The sequence below is a fragment of the Methylobacterium organophilum genome, from assembly GCF_022533465.1.
GTDB lineage: Bacteria > Pseudomonadota > Alphaproteobacteria > Rhizobiales > Beijerinckiaceae > Methylobacterium > Methylobacterium organophilum.
In genome coordinates this window covers 4,569,873-4,588,938 of the sequence record NZ_CP092848.1, presented here as the reverse complement: position 1 = coordinate 4,588,938, position 19,066 = coordinate 4,569,873, and the positions used below count along the sequence as shown (strand labels likewise).

15 protein-coding genes and 2 pseudogenes are annotated in these 19,066 nt (G+C 70.4%); 2 read left to right on the top strand and 15 right to left on the bottom strand.

Features of this window, described 5'->3' with window-relative positions:
- Positions 1–60 precede the first annotated feature (60 nt).
- From cutA to MMB17_RS21600, 10 genes are all read right to left on the bottom strand, one after another.
- Positions 61–2,448 carry an aerobic carbon-monoxide dehydrogenase large subunit gene (gene cutA, locus MMB17_RS21645; RefSeq protein ID WP_241100234.1) on the bottom strand — a complete coding sequence of 796 codons (2,388 nt, stop codon included), beginning with the start codon at positions 2,446–2,448 and terminating at the stop codon, positions 61–63.
- Positions 2,449–2,450: 2 nt separating this feature from the next.
- The gene (locus MMB17_RS21640; protein WP_241100233.1) at positions 2,451–2,993 is read right to left on the bottom strand and encodes a (2Fe-2S)-binding protein; all 543 of its coding nucleotides are present in this window, start codon (positions 2,991–2,993) and stop codon (positions 2,451–2,453) included.
- A 12-nt stretch (positions 2,994–3,005) separates the two neighbouring features.
- Entirely contained in the window at positions 3,006–3,863 is an 858-nt protein-coding gene (locus MMB17_RS21635) for an FAD binding domain-containing protein (protein ID WP_241100232.1), read from the bottom strand.
- A 487-nt stretch (positions 3,864–4,350) separates the two neighbouring features.
- Complete coding sequence (locus MMB17_RS21630; RefSeq protein ID WP_241100231.1) at positions 4,351–5,472, bottom strand: carboxylate-amine ligase; 1,122 nt, start codon at positions 5,470–5,472, stop codon at positions 4,351–4,353.
- A 164-nt stretch (positions 5,473–5,636) separates the two neighbouring features.
- A complete protein-coding gene (locus MMB17_RS21625; RefSeq protein ID WP_420847293.1) occupies positions 5,637–6,203 on the bottom strand; it encodes a DUF4142 domain-containing protein in 567 nt (188 codons plus the stop codon).
- A 75-nt stretch (positions 6,204–6,278) separates the two neighbouring features.
- Positions 6,279–6,605, bottom strand: coding sequence for a hypothetical protein (locus MMB17_RS21620; RefSeq protein WP_241102261.1), 327 nt, complete (start codon positions 6,603–6,605; stop codon positions 6,279–6,281).
- 65 nt (positions 6,606–6,670) lie between these two features.
- A complete protein-coding gene (locus tag MMB17_RS21615) occupies positions 6,671–8,266 on the bottom strand; it encodes a S10 family peptidase (protein ID WP_241100230.1) in 1,596 nt (531 codons plus the stop codon).
- Positions 8,267–8,472: 206 nt separating this feature from the next.
- On the bottom strand, positions 8,473–9,240 hold the full coding sequence (locus MMB17_RS21610; RefSeq protein WP_241100229.1) for a Bax inhibitor-1/YccA family protein: 768 nt from the start codon (positions 9,238–9,240) through the stop codon (positions 8,473–8,475).
- Positions 9,241–9,591: 351 nt separating this feature from the next.
- Positions 9,592–9,927: a hypothetical protein gene (locus MMB17_RS21605; RefSeq protein ID WP_238310640.1), complete on the bottom strand. Its 336-nt coding sequence runs from the start codon at positions 9,925–9,927 to the stop codon at positions 9,592–9,594.
- A 143-nt stretch (positions 9,928–10,070) separates the two neighbouring features.
- Entirely contained in the window at positions 10,071–10,733 is a 663-nt protein-coding gene (locus MMB17_RS21600) for a transglutaminase-like cysteine peptidase (protein WP_241100228.1), read from the bottom strand.
- A 228-nt stretch (positions 10,734–10,961) separates the two neighbouring features.
- Between MMB17_RS21600 and MMB17_RS21595 the strand changes: the two genes are divergently transcribed.
- Entirely contained in the window at positions 10,962–11,384 is a 423-nt protein-coding gene (locus MMB17_RS21595) for an acyl-CoA thioesterase (protein WP_241100227.1), read from the top strand.
- Between the two features lie 3 nt (positions 11,385–11,387).
- On the opposite strand, the gene MMB17_RS21590 is transcribed toward MMB17_RS21595, so the two are convergent.
- The 4 genes and pseudogenes from MMB17_RS21590 to MMB17_RS21575 all read right to left on the bottom strand — a co-directional run bounded on the left by MMB17_RS21590 (position 11,388) and on the right by MMB17_RS21575 (position 15,074).
- On the bottom strand, positions 11,388–12,713 hold the full coding sequence (locus MMB17_RS21590) for an O-antigen ligase family protein (protein ID WP_241100226.1): 1,326 nt from the start codon (positions 12,711–12,713) through the stop codon (positions 11,388–11,390).
- 95 nt (positions 12,714–12,808) lie between these two features.
- Positions 12,809–13,714 carry a KPN_02809 family neutral zinc metallopeptidase gene (gene ypfJ, locus MMB17_RS21585; RefSeq protein WP_238310644.1) on the bottom strand — a complete coding sequence of 302 codons (906 nt, stop codon included), beginning with the start codon at positions 13,712–13,714 and terminating at the stop codon, positions 12,809–12,811.
- Positions 13,715–13,828: 114 nt separating this feature from the next.
- Positions 13,829–14,712: pseudogene (locus MMB17_RS21580) on the bottom strand (uracil-DNA glycosylase).
- On the bottom strand, positions 14,709–15,074 hold the full coding sequence (locus MMB17_RS21575; RefSeq protein ID WP_338041791.1) for an NUDIX hydrolase: 366 nt from the start codon (positions 15,072–15,074) through the stop codon (positions 14,709–14,711). The pseudogene MMB17_RS21580 and the gene MMB17_RS21575 overlap by 4 nt, the downstream one beginning before the upstream one ends.
- A gap of 293 nt (positions 15,075–15,367) precedes the next feature.
- Here MMB17_RS21575 and MMB17_RS21570 point away from each other — a divergent pair.
- Positions 15,368–17,039: pseudogene (locus tag MMB17_RS21570) on the top strand (electron transfer flavoprotein-ubiquinone oxidoreductase).
- Between the two features lie 84 nt (positions 17,040–17,123).
- Here MMB17_RS21570 and MMB17_RS21565 read toward each other — a convergent pair.
- The gene (locus MMB17_RS21565) at positions 17,124–18,812 is read right to left on the bottom strand and encodes a methyl-accepting chemotaxis protein (RefSeq protein ID WP_241100225.1); all 1,689 of its coding nucleotides are present in this window, start codon (positions 18,810–18,812) and stop codon (positions 17,124–17,126) included.
- Positions 18,813–19,066 lie beyond the last annotated feature (254 nt).

Genomic DNA, 19,066 nt, shown 5'->3' with positions numbered 1-19,066 from the left:
CCGATGCCCGCCCGGCATCGTGCCCGCGGGCCGGCTCCCGCCCGGATCCGCGGGCCGCGCTCAGGCGCCCGCGAGGGCGGCGTGGATCATGCTCGGCGTGATCGGCACGTGCCGGAACGGCCCGGCCCCGAGGGGCCGCAGCGCGTCCTCGATGGCGGAGGCGACCACCGAACCGACCGGGATGCAGCCCGCCTCGCCCACGCCCTTCACGCCGAGCGGGTTGAGGGGGGAGGGCGTCTCGAGATGCAGGATCTCCACCGGCGGCACCTCGGTGGCGTAGGGCACCAGGAAGTCGACGAAGTTGGCGTTGACCGGGTTGCCCTCCGCATCGAACTCGATGCGCTCGTAGAGGGCACCGCCGAAGCCCTGGGCGATGCCGCCCATGACCTGGCCCTCGACGATGGTCGGGTTGATCATGGTGCCGCAATCGTGGACGCAGACGTAGCGCAGCACCTTCACCGCGCAGGTCTCGGGATCGACCTCGAAAAGGCCGCCATGGACGCCGTAGGCCCAGGTGGCGCAGGGCGGGCTGTAATAGTCCGTCGCTTCCAGGCCCGGATGCTCGCCCGGGCGGAGGGCCGGGCCGTCGTGTCGGCTCGCCGGGGCGAACTGGGTCGCCGCCTTGGCCGCCTCGTTGAAGGCGTAGCGCAGGGGATTGGTCGCGGTGGCGATCGCCGCGAGCGACACGCTGCGGTTGGTGCCCCGCGCCCAGGCGGCACCGTCGCGCAGGTCGATGTCCTCGCGGTCGACCTCCAGCATGTTGGCGGCGGCCTCGATGGTCTTGGCTCGCACGATCGCCGCCGATTGGTGGATGGCGTTGCCGGAGACCACCGCCGCCCGGCTCGCGAAGGTGGCCACCCCCCAATCATAGGCCTTGGTGTCACCCTCCACGACGATCACATCCTCGACGGCGACGCCGAGCTGGTCGGCCACGATCTGGGCGAAGACCGTGTCGTGGCCCTGCCCCTGCGAGGTCAGGCCGGTATTGACGGAGACCTTGCCGGTGATCGGCTGGATGCGGACATGGCCGCCCTCGTAGGGGCCGAGGCCGGTGCCCTCGACGTAGAAGGCGAGGCCCAGGCCGAGATAGCGGCCCTGGGCCCGCGCCCGCTCCTGCTCCGCTGGAAAGGCTTTGGCGTCGAGCCGCTCCTCCAGCATGGCGAGCGCGCGGTGATACTGGCCGCTGTCGAGGCTGACCGGCAGGCCGTCGGCGAAGAGCAGGCCCTCGCGCAGCACCGGGAATTCGTGGTCGGCGACGAGGTTGCGGCGGCGCACCTCGAAGCGGTCGAGGCCGAGTTCGTCGGCGAGCTGGTCGATCGCCCGCTCGATGGCGAAGTTCGCCTGGGGCCGGCCGCAGCCGCGATAGGGCGTGACCGGGACCGTCGGCGTGTAGACGCAGCGGAAGGCCACGTCGATGTTCGGGATCCGGTAGGGGCCGGCGATCGAGGTCGAGGCGACCTGGGGAATCGCGATGCCGTAGGGGATGAAGGCGCCGGTATCGTGCAGGAAGACGTCGCGCAGGCCGAGGATCGTGCCGTCCCTGCGGGCGAACAATTCGATCTCGTGGATCTGCGTGCGCTCCTGCGAGGAGCCGATGAAGTTCTCGCGCCGGTCCTCGATATACTTGACCGGGCGGCCGAGCTGGCGCGCGGCCATCGGCACCAGCAGTTCGTCGGGATAGAACTGGTAGACCTTCTGGCCGAAGCCGCCGCCGACATCGGGGGCGATGACCCGGACCTTGTCCTCGTCGATCCCGAGGATCGAGGCCAGCGCCCCGCGCACGGAGATCGGCGCCTGGGTGCCGTCCCAGACCGTCAGCTCGCCGGTGACCGGGTCGTGGACCGCGGCCACGGCGCGGCATTCCATCGGCGCGGCGGTGGAGCGGTCGACCTGCACGCGGATGCGGGTGACGTGCTCCGCCTGCGCGAAAGCCGTGGCCGGATCCCCGCAGATCTGGCGGAAATCGGCGGCGACATTGTTGGTATGACCGGCATGGACCAGCGGCGCCCCATCCGCCACCGCCCGCTCCAGATCGAGCTCGACGGGCAGCGGGTCGTACTCGACCCAGACCAGGGTGGCGGCGTCCTCCGCCGTGTAGCGGTCGACGGCCACCACCATCGCCACCGGCTGGCCGACATGGAACACGTCCTCCCGGGCGAGCGGCCGCTGCGTGCGCGGATCCGTCATCGAGGGATGCGGGATGAGCTGCGGCAGTTCCAGATCGAGGGCGCCGATGTCGTCGCAGGTATAGACCGCGCAGACGCCCGGCATGGCCTTCGCCTCCGCCGTGTCGACCGACAGGATCTTCGCCCGGGCGAAGGGGCTGCGCACGAAGGCGACGTGCAGCGGATGGGCGAGCGGAATGTCGTCGACGAAGGAGCCTTCGCCGCGCAGGAGCTTGGGATCGATGTTGCGCTTGATCCGGGCGCCGAAGGTGCGGGTCGACATGATCAGGCTTCCCCTCGGCGGACCGCGAGGCGCTCAGCCGCCTGGCGATAGGCGGCGACGATGGCCTGGTAGCCGGTGCAGCGGCAGAGATTGCCGGAGAGCACGTCCCGGATGCCCTCCTCGGAGAGGTCGACCGGCTGCCCGGATTCGAAGTGGCTCAGGATGTTCATGATGAAGCCCGGGGTGCAGTAGCCACATTGCAGGGCGTGGCAGTCGCGGAAGGCCTCCTGCAGCGGGTGCAGGGTGCCGTCCTCGGCGGCGACCGATTCGATGGTGCGCAGCTCCGTCCCGTTGGCCTGCACCGCCAGGGTGAGGCAGGAGCGGGCGGACTTGCCGTCGATCATCACCGTGCAGGCGCCGCAGACACCGTGCTCGCAGCCGACATGGGTGCCGGTGAGCCCGAGTTCGTGCCGCAGGAAATCCGAGAGCAGCATGCGCAGGCTGACTTCGCGCTCGACCGCCTCGCCGTTGACGGTGAGGGCGACGCGGATCGTGGGATCGTCCGAGGTGACGGGAAACTGGCGCCGGGCCTTTGCGCGGGACATGGGAATCGTGCCTCAGGAAGCGCGGGAGAGGGCGCCCGCCACGGCCCGCCGGACGAGGCCGGCGAGGAGGTGGCGGCGGTATCCCGTGGTGGCGTGGAGATCGTCGGGGGCGGTGACCGCCGCCTTGGCCGCCTCGGCCGCGGCGCGGATCGCACCCTCGGAGAGGTCGCTGTCCGACAGGAGCGCCTCCGCCGCCTCCAGGCGAACGGGGCGGGCGGCGATGCCGCAGGCAGCGAGGGAGACCGTGTGCCGGACCGTGCCGCGCCGGATCACCGCGCCGACCGCAGCGACCGCGTAGTCGCCCCGGCGGCGGGCGAATTCCTCGAAGGCCCAGCCGGCCCCCTCGGGCAGGACCGGGAAGCGCGCCTCCGTGACGATCTCGTCCTGGCGGCGGGACGTGGTCATGTGGAACGCGAAGAAGTCCCGCGCCGCGATCTCGCGCCGTCCTTCCGGCCCCTGCGCGACCACGCTGCCATCGGTGAGCAGGAGCAGCATCGGCATCTCGGCGGCGGCATCGGCGTGGCAGAGGCTGCCCACCACGGTGCCGCGGTTGCGGATCGGGATATGGGCGACATGGGCCATCACCGCGCGGATGAGCGGGTTCGCCCGATGCGCCTCGGCGCTGAGCTCCAGCTCCCGGTGGCGCACCATGGCGCGGACCGTGATCCGGCCCTCGCCCACCGTGATCCCCCGCAGGCCCTCGACATGCTGGATGTCGACGAGGCGGCCGGGGGCGGCGAGCCGCAGGTTCATCGCCGGGACGAGGCTCTGGCCGCCGGCCAGCACCATCGCGCCGGGATCCCCGGCCAGCAGGGCGATCGCCTCGTCGAGCGTCCGCGGCGCGTCATATGCGAACAGAGACGGTTTCATGGCCTGTTCCGGTCTTCTCGCGGCATGAGCGGACAGTCTTCGCAAGCTTTCGCATGGAAGCCCGATGCCCGGAACCGCATCGCCCACAAACGAGCAGGATGCCCAAAACGGCGGCATCGCTGCTCATTTGTTTATCCGTATAGTGGATATGATATCCTCGATTAGGATACGTGACCACTTTGCCCTGTCAATCTCTCCAGTACTTCGAGGAAGGGATTTTTCTCTGCGGGCACCCAGCGCGGCGCGAGGCCCCGAGGCTGGAGCGGCCCGCGGCATTCCCGGCCGAGGCGGCCGATCGGAACGGCCATCGCTCGCGCCGAACCGGTCTGCCCTTCGGCGAAGGGAGCTCTAGCAAGAGCGGGACCGACTCGCTTTTCCCCGGCTTCCGGGCGGCATGCGGCCCGCTCCCGGCGAGGCGCGCAGCATCCACGACTGAAATTTCCGCAGCCTGCCCGTTGCGCTCGCAACGGCTACGACGGTCGCTGCCTCAGCCCGCCTTTGTCGCCTCGGCGAGCCAGTCGATCACCGCGCTCAGCGCCGCGCGGGGGCTCTTGCCCGCCGCGAGCGCCGCCTCGTGCACGGCGAGTTGGTGATCGGCGCTCGTGCCGTCCCGGGCGATGTGCCGGGCATGGGCGACCTCCGATTCGCATCCCAGGGCCGCCGCGTCCTCGGCCACGAGATCGAGCAGGGCGTCCACCGCCTTGCGGACCGGCACCGCACTCGCGGAAGTCTCGTCGATCAGGCTGGCATGGACGCCCTCGCGCTCGGCCCGCCAGAGATTCTCCATCACGAAGCCGCGGGAGGCGCCGGTCATGTGGGCGTGGATCTCGGGCCGGCGCTCGACCAGGCGCACGAGGCAGCGGAACAGGGCCGCGACGGCGAGGCTGTCGGACAGGCGGGTGCAGCTGTCGGCCACCCGCAATTCCAGGGTCGGATAGCGGATCGAGGGACGGATGTGCCACCAGAAGAAGGTCGCGTCCTCCACCGCCTTCGCCTGGGTCATGGCGGCGACGTAGCGCTCGTAATCGGCCATGTCCTCGAACAGCTCCGGCAGGCCGGTGCGGGGCAGCTCCGCATAGACCCGGGCCCGGTAGCCGGCGAGGCCGGTGCGCTCCCGCTCCCAGAAGGGCGAGGAGGTGGAGAGGGCCAGAAGCAGCGGCAGGAAGGGCAGGAGCCGCCGCATCAGGTCGATGCGCGCTTCGGGCCGGGGCACCTCGACATGGACGTGCAGCCCGCAGACCACGGAGCGTCGCCCGACGATCTGGAGGTCCTCGATCATCTTGCGGTAGCGCGCCTTGCGGGTCGGCTTCTGCTCCGACCAGAGCGCGGTCGGATGCGTGCCGGCGGCGAAGACCTTGAGCCCGTAGTCCCGCGCCACCCCGGCGAGGCCGGAGCGCAGGGCGGTCAGACGCTCCCGGGCCTCGGAGAAGCTCGCGGAGGGCGGCGTGCAGATCTCGATCTGGCTCTGGAGCATCTCCCGCTCTACCGCCTCGAGCCGGCGCCGGGCCTCGTCGTGGAAATCCCTGGGCACCTCGCGCGGGGCGGAGCGGGACCGGGTGCTCGCGAGAAAGAGCTCTTCCTCGATCCCGAAGCGGTAGGCGTGGGCCATTGGTTCGTCCTGGCGGCTCCCCGTCTTTTTCCGCGCGCGGGGCGGCGAAGGGACAGGCAAGACTTTGGCCGCGCGGGACGCCGCACGGCCGTGACACGGGAAAAGGGCGGATCGGGGGGGCCGCCGCAAGGGGTCCTAAGTGCCCGCGGCGGCGCCCAGGGGCGCTACTTCGGGAGCTCTTCGGCGAGCTTGAGATGCGCGTCGAGGGTCGGCTTCATCTTGGCGGCGAAGGCCTTCAGATCGGCATTGTCGCCGCCATCGGCGTAGCGCTTGTAGAGGTCGACGGCGTTCTTGTGGGCCGTGACCTGGTCCGAGCGGTACTGCTTCACGAAGTCGTCGCCCTTGAGGCCCTTGAGCGTGTCGAGCTTGCTCTGGTGGCTGCTGTCGAGGGCCGTCGGCCAGTCGGCCTTGACCTTGCCGCCATCGACCAGGGCCTTGAGGCCGTCGGTGGTGGTGCCGTGATCGGCGATCATCTTCCGGGCGAAGGCCTTGGTCTTGTCGTCGCCGCGCTCCTCGGCGAGCTGGCTCGATTGCTTCTCGAACAGGTCGCTGATCACGGCCTGGGTCACGAAATCCTGGGTCGAGGGGCTGACCCCGAGCACCGAATTGACGCCGGTCTTCTCGCCGACGGACTGGGCCGCAACCGGCCTCGCCAGCGCAAGGCACAGGGCGGCGAGCCCCATCCCGATGACGAGTCCCGTCCCGATTCCGGTCCTGCCTGGGCTGATCATGGTTCGCTCCTCCTTCCTTCGGCAACCGGAGGAGGGAGGCGCGGTTCCGCGCCGGGCGCGCCGGCGCGGGCCGCCTCAGGACTTCACGATGCGGTCGAGGCGGTTGTTGACGAAGAAATAGAGCTCCTTGGCGCCGGGCTCGGTGTAGAGCACCTGCACCTCGCGGCCGGCACGGCCCTCGCCCACCAGCACGTCGGTCGGCGGCTTGCCCTTGAGACGGACGAGCTCGCATTCGCCGATCCCCGGCTCGATCGCCGCGGCACCACCCGGCACGGGTCCGGTGCAGGTGCCGCTGCCGTCGAGGACCGGCCCGGAAAAGGTCGGCGCCGCGGGGGCTTGCACCCGGGGAGCCGGGGCGACGGCCGCCACCGGCGGCGGGGCCGGGGGCCGGCCGGACTCCATGCAGCCGGCCAGGGAGCCGCCGACGAGCGCGAGAAGCAGGAACCGGGCGGACGAGGACAGGCAGATCACGGGGTCGGGTTCTCCATCGGACGCTCGCGGACCGTCGAGGACGGGGCGCTGCCCTCCGTGCGGCCGCGCAGGGCGGCGGCGAACATCGCGGCGACGTCGTCGTGGAAGGCCATGCGCGCCTCCGGCCGGGAATAGAACATGTGGCCGCCGGGATAGACCTTGAGCGACAGGCGCGCGCCCGCATCGCGCAGGGGCACCTGATCGATCAGCAGCTTGGAGGCGAAGTAGGGCGTCACGAGATCCGTGTAGCCGTGGGCCACGAGGATGCGCAAATTCCCGTCGAGGGCCATCACGTCCTTGAGGGCGCCCATCGCCTCCGGGGCGGACCGGCCCGAGCCCCAGGACCAGCCGCGGTTCACGGTGTTGCTCAGGAGCTCGTAGCGCAGGTCGTTGACGCGCCAGTTCAGGAGGCGGGTGGTGAGATCGACCATGGCGCTGGTGAGCGGCGCCTGCATGGCGGTGAGCAGCGGGTCCTCGAAGCCGGAATGCGGGGCGGTCGGGTCCGGGTCCCAGCCGGTGACGCCGGTGTCGTAGGCCGAGGCGACGCGGCCCGCCTCGCGGCCGATCTCGCGCTGGTAGCTCGCCGCCGTGGGCCGTCCGGCCTGCCGCCGCACGGTCTCGGGATCAAGCCCGGTCAGGGCCGAGACGCGCTCCGTGAGCCGGCCCACCGCCGCCCGGTCGTTCGGTCCTTTCAGGAGATCGGCGAGGTAGTCGCCGGCGGCATAGGCTTCCGCATCGGCCATCAGCTCCCGGGTCGGCAGCCGGCCCGCGCGTTCGAGCCCGGCGGCGGCGAGGGAGGGCAGGCGGGTCACGAAGCCCCAGGGCGTGGTCCGGGCCGATTGCAGCCAGGCGAAGTCGAGCACCGGGGAGACGAGGACCAGCCCGGACAGGCCGATGCCGACATCGCCCTGCAGCTTCTGGGCGATCAGCGGCCCTCGGAAGCCGCCATAGCTCTCGCCGACGAAGAATTTCGGCGAGGCGAGCCGGTCGTTCTGACGCAGATAGCGGGCGATGGCCGCGGCCAGCACCGAGGCGTCCGCATCGACGCTCCAGTACTTCTTGGCGTCGTCCCCGGCGGCGCGGCTATAGCCGGTGCCGACGGGATCGATGAAGACGAGGTCGGTGACGTCGAGCCAGGTCGCCGGGTTCGGCTGCAGGGCGATCGGCTGCGAGGGGCTGATGCTCGCCCCGTCCAGCGGCAGGCGCCAGGGGCCGATGGCGCCGATATTGAGATAGGCCGAGGACGCCCCCGGCCCCCCGTTCACCGCGAAGGTGACGGGCCGGGAGGCGGCCTCCTCCGGCTTGCCCCGTGTAAAGGCGGTGAAGGCGATCTCGGCCTGCAGCGCCCCGCTCTCGTCCACGAGGGCGAGACTGCCGGCGGTGGCCGCGAAATCGAGCTTGCGGCCCTCCGGCAGGACAAGGGTGTGCTGGGTGACCGCATCCGCGGGAAGCTTGCGCCCCTCGGGCCGCCGCTCGGGGGCCTTCCGCCCGGATTCCTGCGCGCCGCCATGGGGCGCCCCCTGCTGCGCGCCGGCCCCGAGGGGAGCGAGCCCGATGGCGAGGGCGGTGAGCCCGATGAGGAGGCGATTCATCGTTTCCGTTCTCCGGCGGCTCGCGATGTCTGTCAGGAAGCGCCGTCATTCGACGCACCGGATCCACCGCGTCGGAAAGCACGACAGGCCGGGACCCTAGCAGCCGGGGCAGGGCGGAGCGATGCGGCCTTGCGCCCGCACGAGCACCGCCAAAACAAAAAACCCCGGCGGAGCCGGGGCTTCTCGTGGTTCCTTCGTGCTCGGGCTTAGCGGCGGTCGCCGAGCAGCGAGAGCAGGAACTGGAACATGTTGATGAAGTCGAGATACAGCGTCAGGGCGCCGTTCACCGACATCTTGGCCGCGCCCTCGGCGTCGAGGCCGCTGTAGAGATACATCTCCTTCAGCTTCTGCGTGTCGTAGGCGGTGAGGCCCGCGAAGATCAGGACGCCGAGCACCGAGATCGCGAACTGGAGCGCGCTCGAGGCGAGGAAGATGTTGACCAGCGAAGCGATGACCAGGCCGATCACGCCCATGATCAGGAACGAGCCCATCCCCGACAGGCTGCGCTTCGTGGTGTAGCCGTACAGGCTGAGCGCCCCGAAGGTGGCCGCCGTGATGAAGAACACCCGCACCACGCTCGCGCCCGTGAAGACGAGCAGGAGGGTGGACATCGAGGCGCCCATCACCGCCGCGAAGGCCCAGAACATCGTGCGGGCCGAGACCGACGACATCCGGTCCATGCGGAAGGAGAACACGAAGATGAAGGCGAGCGGCGCCAGCATCAGCACCCACTTCAGCGGGCTCGTGTAGAGCGCCTGCCCGAAGGGGGTGAGGATCGGCCGCGTGCCCTGATAGGCCGCGACCGACAGCATGTTGAGGCCGAGCGCGACCAGCCCCGAGATGCCGAGGCCGACGGTCATGTTGTTGTAGACGCCGAGCATGAAGGAGCGCAGGCCCTGGTCGACCTCGACCTGGGTGCCCGCGTAACCCTGCGGCTGGGCGCCGTAGCGGAACGGGCTATTCTCGAATGCCATGGGAGTTCCCCCGGGAGCCTCTCTCAGCGTGGACTTGAAACGCGAGGTTCACGCGAAACCTCGGGCATCTCGCGGATGCCTCGCCGCGAAATATGTTCTGTCGGCCCGTCATAAACAAGAGGCCGGCCGAGCTTGCCTCGACGAATCCAAGTGCCGTCGAGCACATGGAATTTTATCAGAAAACGCGGGATTAAACCTTGCGTGTCGGCGTTGTGACGCCCGCATGAACTTTTGGAAACCATTCCGCCGCTGCGGGCAACGGCAAAGCCGGCGCACGGTCCGCGTGCACCGGCCCGGCAGGGCGACCCTGCCGACGGGCGACTTCCGGGAGGATCGTGGCGCCGTCCCGCCTCAGAGCTGGCGGGTGGGTGCGCGGCCCATCAGCCAGATCCGGGCGCGGGCGACCAGCGCCGGGCGGACACGGGCGACGTCCTCGTCGTCGAGGAGCGGGGAGGTGGAGAGGGCGGCGAGATAGGCGTTCTCCCGGTCGCGGCACTCGCGCAGGGCGGCATCGGCCGCGAGCGTCTTGCCGGAGAGGGCGGCCTTCAGGCCATAGGCCTCGCGCAGGCAGCTCTGCCAGGCGGCATGACTCTGGCCCGCGGCACCGGCAGGACCTTCGGCCCGGGCGGCCGGGGCCGCCAGGAGAGCGAGGGCGATCAGCGCGGTGCGGGGGAGGGAGAACGGCATCGGGCTCGCGCGAAGGCTTTGGCCGGAGAGATATTTCTCGAAAAGCGATAATCCGAGAAACGTTCCGTCAACCTTCGCGCAAGACGCCTTAACGGGGCGCTAACCGCCGGCAGAGGGGCCGTCCCGCCGCGGGACAGGCGCGGTCAGCGGTTCGCGGTGGTGGCCGGATCGGGATCGCGGCCGAGGGCGACCCAGGCGACGGCGTCCTGGCTCTCACGCTTGACGAAGACGTAGCCGGTCTGGCGCCAGGGCAGGACGGCGTTGGTCTTGTTGTCGAGGATCAGGTCACCGCGGTCGGTCAGGATCGTGAGGACGGCGTGGCCCTCGCCCTTCTCGTCGACCACCACGGTCATGCGCATGGCCCGCCGCGGCAGCCCGGCCTCGGCCAGCAGGCGGCGCTTGAGCAGCTGGAAGTCCTCGCAATCGCCCATGCCGTCCTCGGCGAGGTCCCAGCGGTCGGCCGAGCCCCAATGGTCGAGGTCGGTGACCGCGCGGATGGACTTGTTGACCCGCTTGTTGACCGCGTTGATCGTCTGCCAGGTCGCGTTCGAGAGGGCGATGCGGGCCGGCTCGCTGCGGTTGAGGGCGCATTCGGCCGGATAATTCTCGCAGAAGGTGGCCCAGGCGGCGATGGGCTTGGCCGGGCCGGTCACGGTGGCGGTGGACGGGGACCGGCTCGGCAGGGCGGCGAGCGTCTGGGCGGCGGCGGGGGCCGCGGCGGCAAGGACCAGGGCGAGGCCCGCGGCGAGCACCCGGAGCCGGGCCCTGCCCGCGCCGCCGACCCGCTTGGAGAACCCGTCACGCATGACCCGTACTCACCGTTAAGCTTTCGTTTAGGAAGCTCGCACGGGCGTCGCCGACCGGCAATCGCGAGGTTAAAATTCGGTTAACGGCATTTTTAGGATTCGAGCGATTCCCTCCGGCGAGGCTTCAGACAGGAGCCTTTCGTCCCGCTCCGCGGTCCCGGAACGAAGCGGCGACGGCACGAACGTGGCATGCTTGGCCGCGCCAGGAACTGCCGCGCGAGCGAGGCCATGACCGAAACCGTGACCGTCGAGACGATGCCGGGCGTCCCTGGCCAGCCGAGCGACCGCGGGGCGCCGGTGATCCGCACCATCGCCATGCCGGCCGATACCAACCCGGCCGGCGACATCTTCGGCGGCTGGCTGATGGCGCAGATGGATCTCGCCGCCGGCAACGTCGCCGCCCGCCGGGCGCGGGGCCGCTGCGCCACGATCTCGGTGGAGGCGATGACCTTCCACCATCCGGTCTTCGTGGGCGACGAGGTCAGCCTCTATGCCTGGATCGTGAAGGTCGGCCGCACCTCGATCCGCATCCAGGTCGAGGTCTGGCGGCGGGAGCGCGAGAGCGAGACCACCATGAAGGTGACGGAGGGCCTGTTCACCTTCGTCGCCATCGGCCCGGACCGGCGGCCCCGGCCGGTGCCGGAGGCGTGATCCTCAGCGCGCCACCGCCGGTGCCAGGGTGCGGAAGCGCAAGCCGAACAGGGCGAGGACGAAGAGCAGGAAGATCGCGCTGTTGCCCTCGTAGAACACGGATTCGAAGAAGCCCGTCATCAGGGCGTAGAGCCAGAGGCTGACGAAGAAGACCGTGGCCGGGTCCATCCGGCGCCCGCCCTCCGCCCGCTGGAGGTCGCGTAGGGGACGGGCCACGAAGACCAGGAGCGTCAGGGCGAGGCCCGGCAGGCCCATGAACAGGGCCGTGTCGAGATAGGCGTTGTGGGCCTGGGAGGTCTCGGCGAGCCAGGTCTGCGTGCCCCAGCTGCCGTATTGCGTCTCCTCCGTGCGCCAGAACCCGCCATAGCCCCAGCCCGAGACCGGGTGCTTGAGGATGTTGTCGAGGGCGAACTCCCAGATCTCGGTGCGGCCGGTGAAGCTCGTATCGGTGAGGGTGCCGGCGATCAGCTCCTGCAGCGGCCGGAAGAAGAAGGAGCCGAGCGAGACGAGACCGAGCAGCGCCACCGGCCCGAGCAGCACGAGCCCGCGCCAGAGACTCCCGCGGAAACGCTGGGCGAGCCAGACCTGGAGGAGGATCAGCGGCAGCAGCGCGGTGGCGGTCTTGGAATGGGTGAAGACCAGGAAGAGGGCGGCGAGCCCGGCGACGGCGCCCCCGAGGAGCCGCTGGCCGGTGTTCCAGGCGAGCAGCCCGACGAACACGAACAGCACCATGATCGCGCCGGCCTCGTTCTTGTGGTTGAACGGGCCCCGCCAGTTGCCGGCGAGATCCGGCTCCTTGAGGTCGAGGGTGGTGTGCATGGCGTAGCGCGGCGCCACCACGACCGAGAGGTAGGACAGCACCAGCACGCCGAGCGCCGTGAGCGCGAGGCTGCGCGCGAACTGCCGCACCGAGCGCGCGACGAGCAGCAGGGCCGCCGCGAGGAAGATACAGATGAAGGTGAGCGCCAGCCGACGCATCGAGTTCGCCGGAGCCTGGGCGAGGAGCGTCGAGACGCCGATCCAGGCGACGAGCAGGGCCTCGAGCGGCCCGGCAAGGGGCTTCAGCCGGGCGAAGCCGATCCGGGCCACCAGGGCAAGGGCGGCCAGGAAGAGGGCGCTATAGGCGATCTGGGTGAGGAGGTTGCCGCCCTCCCAGACCTCGATCGTGGCCGGGGAGCTCAGATCCACGAAGGGGGTGGTGTGCACCGTGCACAGGAGCAGCGTCGCCGCGATGAGGGCGTTGGCGGCCCAGACCGGCACGGCCCGGCCCGGCACGCCCGCCGAAGCGGGGCGCAGCAGGCCGGAGAGCATCGCGAAGGAATCGGCCATGGGATCCGGGCGGGCGGCGAAGATCCGCCCATCCTCGCATGGCAGGTGCTAACGGCTTATCGAAATCCGGCCGATGGCGCGGCGATGCCGGGCGCTCAGTTCGCCGCGGCGCGGAAGGTGTCGCAGGACTTGGTCTGGCCGCTCTTGTAGCCGGTCATGAACCAGCGCATCCGCTGCTCGGAGGAGCCGTGGGTGAAGCTGTCGGGCACGGCGTAGCCCTGGGCCTGCTCCTGCAGCTTGTCGTCGCCGATGGCGCTCGCCGCGTTGAGCGCCTCCTGGATGTCGCTCTGGTCGAGAGCGTTCCAGCGGTCGTTGGAGTTCTTGGCCCAGACGCCGGCGAGGCAATCGGCCATCAGCTCCACGCGCACGGAGAGGCGGTTCGCCTCCGTCTTGCTGCTCGCGGCCTGCTGACGGCCCTGCACCTTGCCGAGGATGCCGAGCACGTCCTGCACGTGGTGGCCGACCTCGTGGGCGATGACGTAGGCATAGGCGAAGTCGCCCTTCACGCCGAACTTGGTCTGCATCTCCTTGAAGAAGCTCGTGTCGAGATAGACCTTCTTGTCGAGCGGGCAGTAGAACGGCCCCATCGCCGCCTGGGCCGAGCCGCAGCCCGAGCGGGTGCCGCCCTGATAGAGCACCATGGTCGTCGGAGTGTATTGCCGGCCGGTCTGGTTCGGCAGCACCGTGCTCCAGACGTCTTCCGTGTTGCCGAGGATCTTGGAGGCGAACTGGCCGGCCTGGTCGGTCGGGGCCTGGCGGCGCCGGGCCTGGGTCTCGGGATCGACCCGCTCCTCGCGCGGACGGCCGCCGCTCATGTGCTCGGCCCCGCCGATCAGGATGGCCGGGTTGATGCCGGTCACCCAGGAGATGAGCAGCAGCACGACGATCGTGCCGATGCCGAGGCCGCCGGCCCCGCCCCCGGGAAAGCCGAAGCCGCCTCCGCCGCCCTCACCGCGGCGATCCTCGACGTTCTCCGAACTGCGGAAGTCTTCCCAACGCATCGCCCGCCACCCGTGTCGCCCGGTCCCCGGCGCCGCGAGACGCGCGCCGGTGCCGGAATGAGAATGATCCTGTCCGGGATACCGTTCCGCTTGGGCCGGATCGAGCGCCTCCGGTCAAGCCCGCGTGTCGAGGGCGGCCTTCAGCGCCCGGAAGTCGCGCCAGGCGAGGCGCTTCTGCACCGGCTGGCGCAGGAGATAGGCTGGGTGGAGCGTGGCGAGCGCCCGGATCTCGCGCCCGTCGCCGAGGCGATAGGGATAGAACCGCCCCCGCGCTTTCAGGATGCCGTCCTTCGTGCCCGTCAGCGTCTGCGTGGCCGGGGCTCCGAGGCAGACCAGGATGTCGGGATCGACGAGGGTGATCTGGCGCTCGATGAAGGGCCTGCAGATCGAGACCTCCTGCGGGGTCGGGTTGCGGTTGCCCGGGGGCCGCCAGGGCACGATGTTGGCGACATAGGCGCCCGAGCGGTCGAGGCCGATCGCCGCCATCATCCGGTCGAGGAGCTTGCCGGAACGGCCCATGAAGGGCTTGCCGATGCGGTCCTCGTCGGCGCCGGGCGCCTCGCCGACGAACATCACCCGGGCCTGGGGATTGCCGTCGGCGAAGACGAGGTTCTTGGCCGTGAAGCGGAGGCCGCAGCCTTCGAAGCCGCGCAGCAAGGCCTCCAAAGCCTCCAGCGACTCCGCCTCGGCCGCCTTGGCGCGGGCATCGACCGCGGCCTCGCCCGGCGCCGCCGCGGCGGCCCCGCCATAGGTGCGGGCGGGCGCGGCCGGACGCGGCGCCTCCGGGCTCCGCGACGGCAGCTCCCGCCGGGGCAGGGGGACAAAAGCGGCGGCGGCGAAAGAGACGGGCGCCGCGCGTCCGGGGCCGGGGCGTCGGCCTCGGCGAAGCGGTCATGCGGGGTCTCGTCGAGGGCGAGATCGACACCGGCCTCGACGTCGAAGTCGAGGAGCGCGATCTGCGCGTCCCTGTCCTGGCTCGCGGGGCTCATTATTGTCATGTGGCGTCGCGGGCGCCTGTGGACAACGTCCCGCGCCGGCATGGAGCGGCAGCACGTGGTCGCGGGTGAGGGGCGCCAGGGGAGGGCGCCCGGCGCGGCCGCGTCGATCCAGGCGATCTCCGCGATCTCGGCGGCCGGCGCCACCGGACCCGCCACCGACAGGCGGAAGATCTCCGCCTCGACGACATGGCCCGGCTCGTTGGCGGCCTCCGCCCGGAAGCGCCCGAGGAAGACCGCCGCCTGCGCGTCGACGACGAGCCCGAGCTCCTCGGACAGCTCCGCCGCAGGGCGGCGCGCGGCGCCTCGCCGGGTTCGATCTTGCCGCCCGGCTGCATGAAGGCCTCCGTGCCGCGCTTGCGCACGAGCAGCACCCGGCCCTCCGCATCGGACAGGAAGGCCGCGGCGATCCGGATGACGGGGAGGGCGAAGGGGAAGGGAGGGGACCGCCGGCACGTTCATGGGGCGACCTTAACCGGACGGGCGCGCCGGAAACAGCGCCGGTTCGGTCCGGTTGCGGGCAAGGGAGTCCTGTGGCTAGGGCTGTGCCATTCTAGCAAGGACGGCTTGCCTTCCTAATTTGGAATCGGTTGAGAGAGTTCAATAACACGAACGCGCCGACGCGACGGGGACGCCGCACGGCTCAGGAGGATCGAGGATGGCGTTGCCGGATCGCGAGGGGATGGATTTCGACGTGGTGGTGGTGGGTGCGGGGCCCGCGGGCCTCGCCGCCGCGATCCGCCTCAAGCAGCTCTCCGCGGAGAAGGGCGAGGAGATCTCCGTCGTCGTGGTGGAGAAGGGCTCGGAGGTCGGCGCGCATATCCTGTCGGGCGCCGTGGTCGACCCGATCGGCCTCGACGCCCTGCTGCCCGACTGGCGCACGGATCCCGAACGCCCGCTCAAGACCGCGGTCGAGCGTGACGAGTTCCTCTATCTCACCAAGAACAGCGGCGTCCGCCTGCCGAACCTGTTCTTTCCCAAGCTCCTGTCGAACCACGGCAACTTCGTCGGCTCGCTCTCCAACACGGTGAAGTGGCTGGGCGCGAAGGCGGAGGGCCTCGGCGTCGAGATCTATCCGGGCTTCCCGGCCTCCGAGGTGCTCTACGACGACAAGGGCGCCGTGACCGGCATCGCCACCGGCGATCTCGGCATCGGCCGCGACGGTGCGCCGCGCGCCGATTTCACCCGCGGCATGGAGCTGCGCGCCAAATACACGGTCTTCGGCGAGGGCGCCCGCGGCTCGCTCACCAAGACCCTGATCGAGCGCTTCCAGCTCAACCGCCACAGCGACCACCAGAAATACGGCATCGGCATCAAGGAGCTCTGGCAGCTCAGCGATGCGAAGTTCGAGCCCGGCCTCGTCCAGCACACCATGGGCTGGCCCCTGCCCAACAAGGCCGGCGGCGGCTCCTGGCTCTACCATTTCGACGACAACCTGCTCTCGGTCGGCTTCGTCACGCACCTGAACTACGAGAACCCGACCCTGTCGCCGTTCGAGGAGTTCCAGCGCTTCAAGACCCACCCGATGATCCGCGAGACCTTCGAGGGGCCAAGCGCATCGGCTACGGCGCGCGCGCCATCATGGAGGGCGGCTGGCAATCGGTGCCCAAGCTCGTCTTCCCCGGCGGCTGCCTGTCGGCGACTCGGCCGGCTTCGTGAACGTGCCGCGCATCAAGGGCTCGCACAACGCGATCCTGTCCGGCATCCAGGCGGCCGACGCCATCTTCGCGGCCATCGCGGCGGGCCGTCAGGGCGACGAGCTGACCGCCTACGAGGAGGGCTGGCGCGGCAGCGCGATCGGGCGCGACCTCAAGCCGGTGCGCAACGTCAAGCCGCTCTGGTCGAAATACGGCACCCTGGCCGGGGTCGGGCTCGGCGGCCTCGACATGTGGACCAATGCCCTCGCGGACACCTCTTTGTTCGGTACCCTCAAACACGGCAAGCCGGACCATGCCTGCCTGAAGCCGCTCTCCGAGGTGACGCCGATCACCTACCCGAAGCCCGACGGCAAGCTCACCTTCGACCGGCTCTCCTCGGTCTACCTCTCGAACACCAACCACGAGGAGGACCAGCCGCCTCACCTCAAGGTGACGGACAGCGAGCTCCAGAAGCGCTCCGAGCACGACGTCTATGGCGGCCCCTCCGGCCGCTACTGCCCGGCGGGCGTCTACGAATGGGTGGAGGACGCCTCCGCCCGCGACGGCCTGCGCTACCAGATCAACGCGCAGAACTGCGTCCACTGCAAGACCTGCGACATCAAGGACCCCAACCAGAACATCACCTGGGTCACCCCGGAGGGGCCGGGCGGGCCGAACTATACGAACCTCTGAGACCGCCGGTTCACGGAAGCGCGAAGGCCCGGGGCATGCCCCGGGCCTTCTGGTTTTCAAGCCTCGCGAGGGGCGCGGGCGGCCTCAGGCGGCCCGCACGGTGGCGAGGAAGCGGGCGACCTCGCTGCCGAGATGCTCGGATTGCTGCGACAGCTCGCCCGCCGAGGTGAGCACCTGGGAGGCCGCATTGCCGGTCTCCTCGGCCGCCTCGGCCACGCCCGCGATGCGGCCGGTGACGGCGCCCGTCCCCTGCGCGGCCTCGGCGACGCTGCGGACGATCTCCTGGGTCGCCGTGCCCTGCTCCTCCACGGCCGCGGCGATGGAGCTCGCGACCTCGTTGATCTCGCGGATGCGGCCGCCGATGCCCTGGATCGCCGCCACCGCCTGCTGGGTCGAGCCCTGGATGCGCGCGATCTGGCCGGAGATCTCGTCGGTCGCCCGGGCGGTCTGGCTCGCGAGTTCTTTCACCTCCGCGGCGACCACCGCGAAGCCGCGCCCCGCCTCGCCGGCCCGGGCCGCCTCGATGGTGGCGTTCAGCGCCAGGAGGTTCGTCTGGCTGGCGATCTGCGAGATCATGCCGACCACGTCGCCGATCCGGGCCGCCGCCTCCGACAGCTCCTGCACCAGCCCAGCGGTGGCGCTCGCCTCGTTCACCGCGCCCTGCGCCATCTCGGCCGAGTCGCCGACCCGGCGGGCGATCTCCTGCACCGAGACGCCGAGTTCCTCGGCCGCCGCGGCCACGGCGCCGACATGGTTGGAGGCCTCCTGCGCCGCGCCAGCCACGGCGTTGGTTTCGCCCACGGACCGGGTGGCCAGGGTCGTCATCCCCTCGGCGGTCGCCCGCATCTCCGTCGCGGCAGCGGCCACGGTCTCGACGATGCCGCCCACGGCCCGCTCGAAGGCGTCCGCCATCTGGCGCATGCCGGTCTTGCGCTGCTCCTCCGCGGCGAGGCGTGCCTCGGCCGTCTCCGCCTCCAGCGCCCGGGTCCGGATCAGGTTCTCCTTGAAGACCTGCACGGCGCCGGCCATGCCGCCGACCTCGTCGCGGCGCCCGAGCCCCGGCACCGCAACCGTGGCATCGCCCTGCGCGAGGCGGCCCATGGAGCCCGTCATCGCGCGGATCGGCTTCACCAGCCCGGCATGGAGGAGGGCGAGGGTGGCGACGGAGGCCAGGATCATGGCCAGGAGGCCGCCGATGCAGACCCGGCGGAACGCGTCGCCGGCCGCCGCCGCCGCCCCTGCACGCTCGTCAAGCAGCCCCTTCTCGATCGAGACGATCTCGGCGGCCTGGGCGCGAAGAGCGTCCATGGCGCTCTTGCCGGCGCCGGAGGCCTCGATCGCCCGGCCCTGCTCACGCGTCTCCGGGTCGCGCATGAGGGCGATCTCGCGCTCCGCCACGTCCTTGCGCCAGCGGGAGGCCGCCTCGCCGAGCGCGGTCAGGCGCTTCTGCTGCCCCGGATTGTCGGCGATCAGGCCCTGCAGATGGGCGAAGGTCGTCTCGAAGGTTTCCCGGCCGCCGCGATAGGGGGCGAGGAACGCGTCCTCCCCGGCAATCAGGTAGCCGCGGACCCCGGTCTCCTGGTTGACCATCGCCTCGACGAGGCGCTGGGCATCGGCCATCACGGCGTGGCTATGCGCCGTGGCCTCCGCCGTGGCCTCGATCCTGTTCAGGTTGGACCATGACAGGCCCGATGTCAGGACGCTGACCAGGGCGAGGACGGCGAGCGCCCCGCTCACCTTCACGAAAATCGGCAGATCGCTGTAACGCGGCATGTCCGGCTCCGACTTGAGAACGGTCAACCACCCGTTCAGGGGGCTGGCACGCTGGGTTGCTCGCGTCGGACCCAATCAGTCATTCATTATTACGAGATGAATATCGTCAAAACCTGTTCAACCTGCGGCAAAATTTCTGGAACGACATCCCATCCTTAGATTGCATTACCGTCAAAACAACAATCGAAAGGAGAGACACCGGCGTGGAGGCCGTCGCGTCCCGACCGCCCGTCCGGCCCCCTCCACCCTCGAAG

Excerpts from the sequence above, each read along its gene's own strand:
- cutA (WP_241100234.1), bottom strand. The coding sequence starts at position 2,448 with ATGTCGACCCGCACCTTCGGCGCCCGGATCAAGCGCAACATCGATCCC.
- MMB17_RS21640 (WP_241100233.1), bottom strand. The coding sequence starts at position 2,993 with ATGTCCCGCGCAAAGGCCCGGCGCCAGTTTCCCGTCACCTCGGACGAT.
- MMB17_RS21635 (WP_241100232.1), bottom strand. The coding sequence starts at position 3,863 with ATGAAACCGTCTCTGTTCGCATATGACGCGCCGCGGACGCTCGACGAG.
- MMB17_RS21630 (WP_241100231.1), bottom strand. The coding sequence starts at position 5,472 with ATGGCCCACGCCTACCGCTTCGGGATCGAGGAAGAGCTCTTTCTCGCG.
- MMB17_RS21625 (WP_420847293.1), bottom strand. The coding sequence starts at position 6,203 with ATGATCAGCCCAGGCAGGACCGGAATCGGGACGGGACTCGTCATCGGG.
- MMB17_RS21620 (WP_241102261.1), bottom strand. The coding sequence starts at position 6,605 with ATGGAGTCCGGCCGGCCCCCGGCCCCGCCGCCGGTGGCGGCCGTCGCC.
- MMB17_RS21615 (WP_241100230.1), bottom strand. The coding sequence starts at position 8,266 with ATGAATCGCCTCCTCATCGGGCTCACCGCCCTCGCCATCGGGCTCGCT.
- MMB17_RS21610 (WP_241100229.1), bottom strand. The coding sequence starts at position 9,240 with ATGGCATTCGAGAATAGCCCGTTCCGCTACGGCGCCCAGCCGCAGGGT.
- MMB17_RS21605 (WP_238310640.1), bottom strand. The coding sequence starts at position 9,927 with ATGCCGTTCTCCCTCCCCCGCACCGCGCTGATCGCCCTCGCTCTCCTG.
- MMB17_RS21600 (WP_241100228.1), bottom strand. The coding sequence starts at position 10,733 with ATGCGTGACGGGTTCTCCAAGCGGGTCGGCGGCGCGGGCAGGGCCCGG.
- MMB17_RS21595 (WP_241100227.1), top strand. The coding sequence starts at position 10,962 with ATGACCGAAACCGTGACCGTCGAGACGATGCCGGGCGTCCCTGGCCAG.
- MMB17_RS21590 (WP_241100226.1), bottom strand. The coding sequence starts at position 12,713 with ATGGCCGATTCCTTCGCGATGCTCTCCGGCCTGCTGCGCCCCGCTTCG.
- ypfJ (WP_238310644.1), bottom strand. The coding sequence starts at position 13,714 with ATGCGTTGGGAAGACTTCCGCAGTTCGGAGAACGTCGAGGATCGCCGC.
- MMB17_RS21565 (WP_241100225.1), bottom strand. The coding sequence starts at position 18,812 with ATGCCGCGTTACAGCGATCTGCCGATTTTCGTGAAGGTGAGCGGGGCG.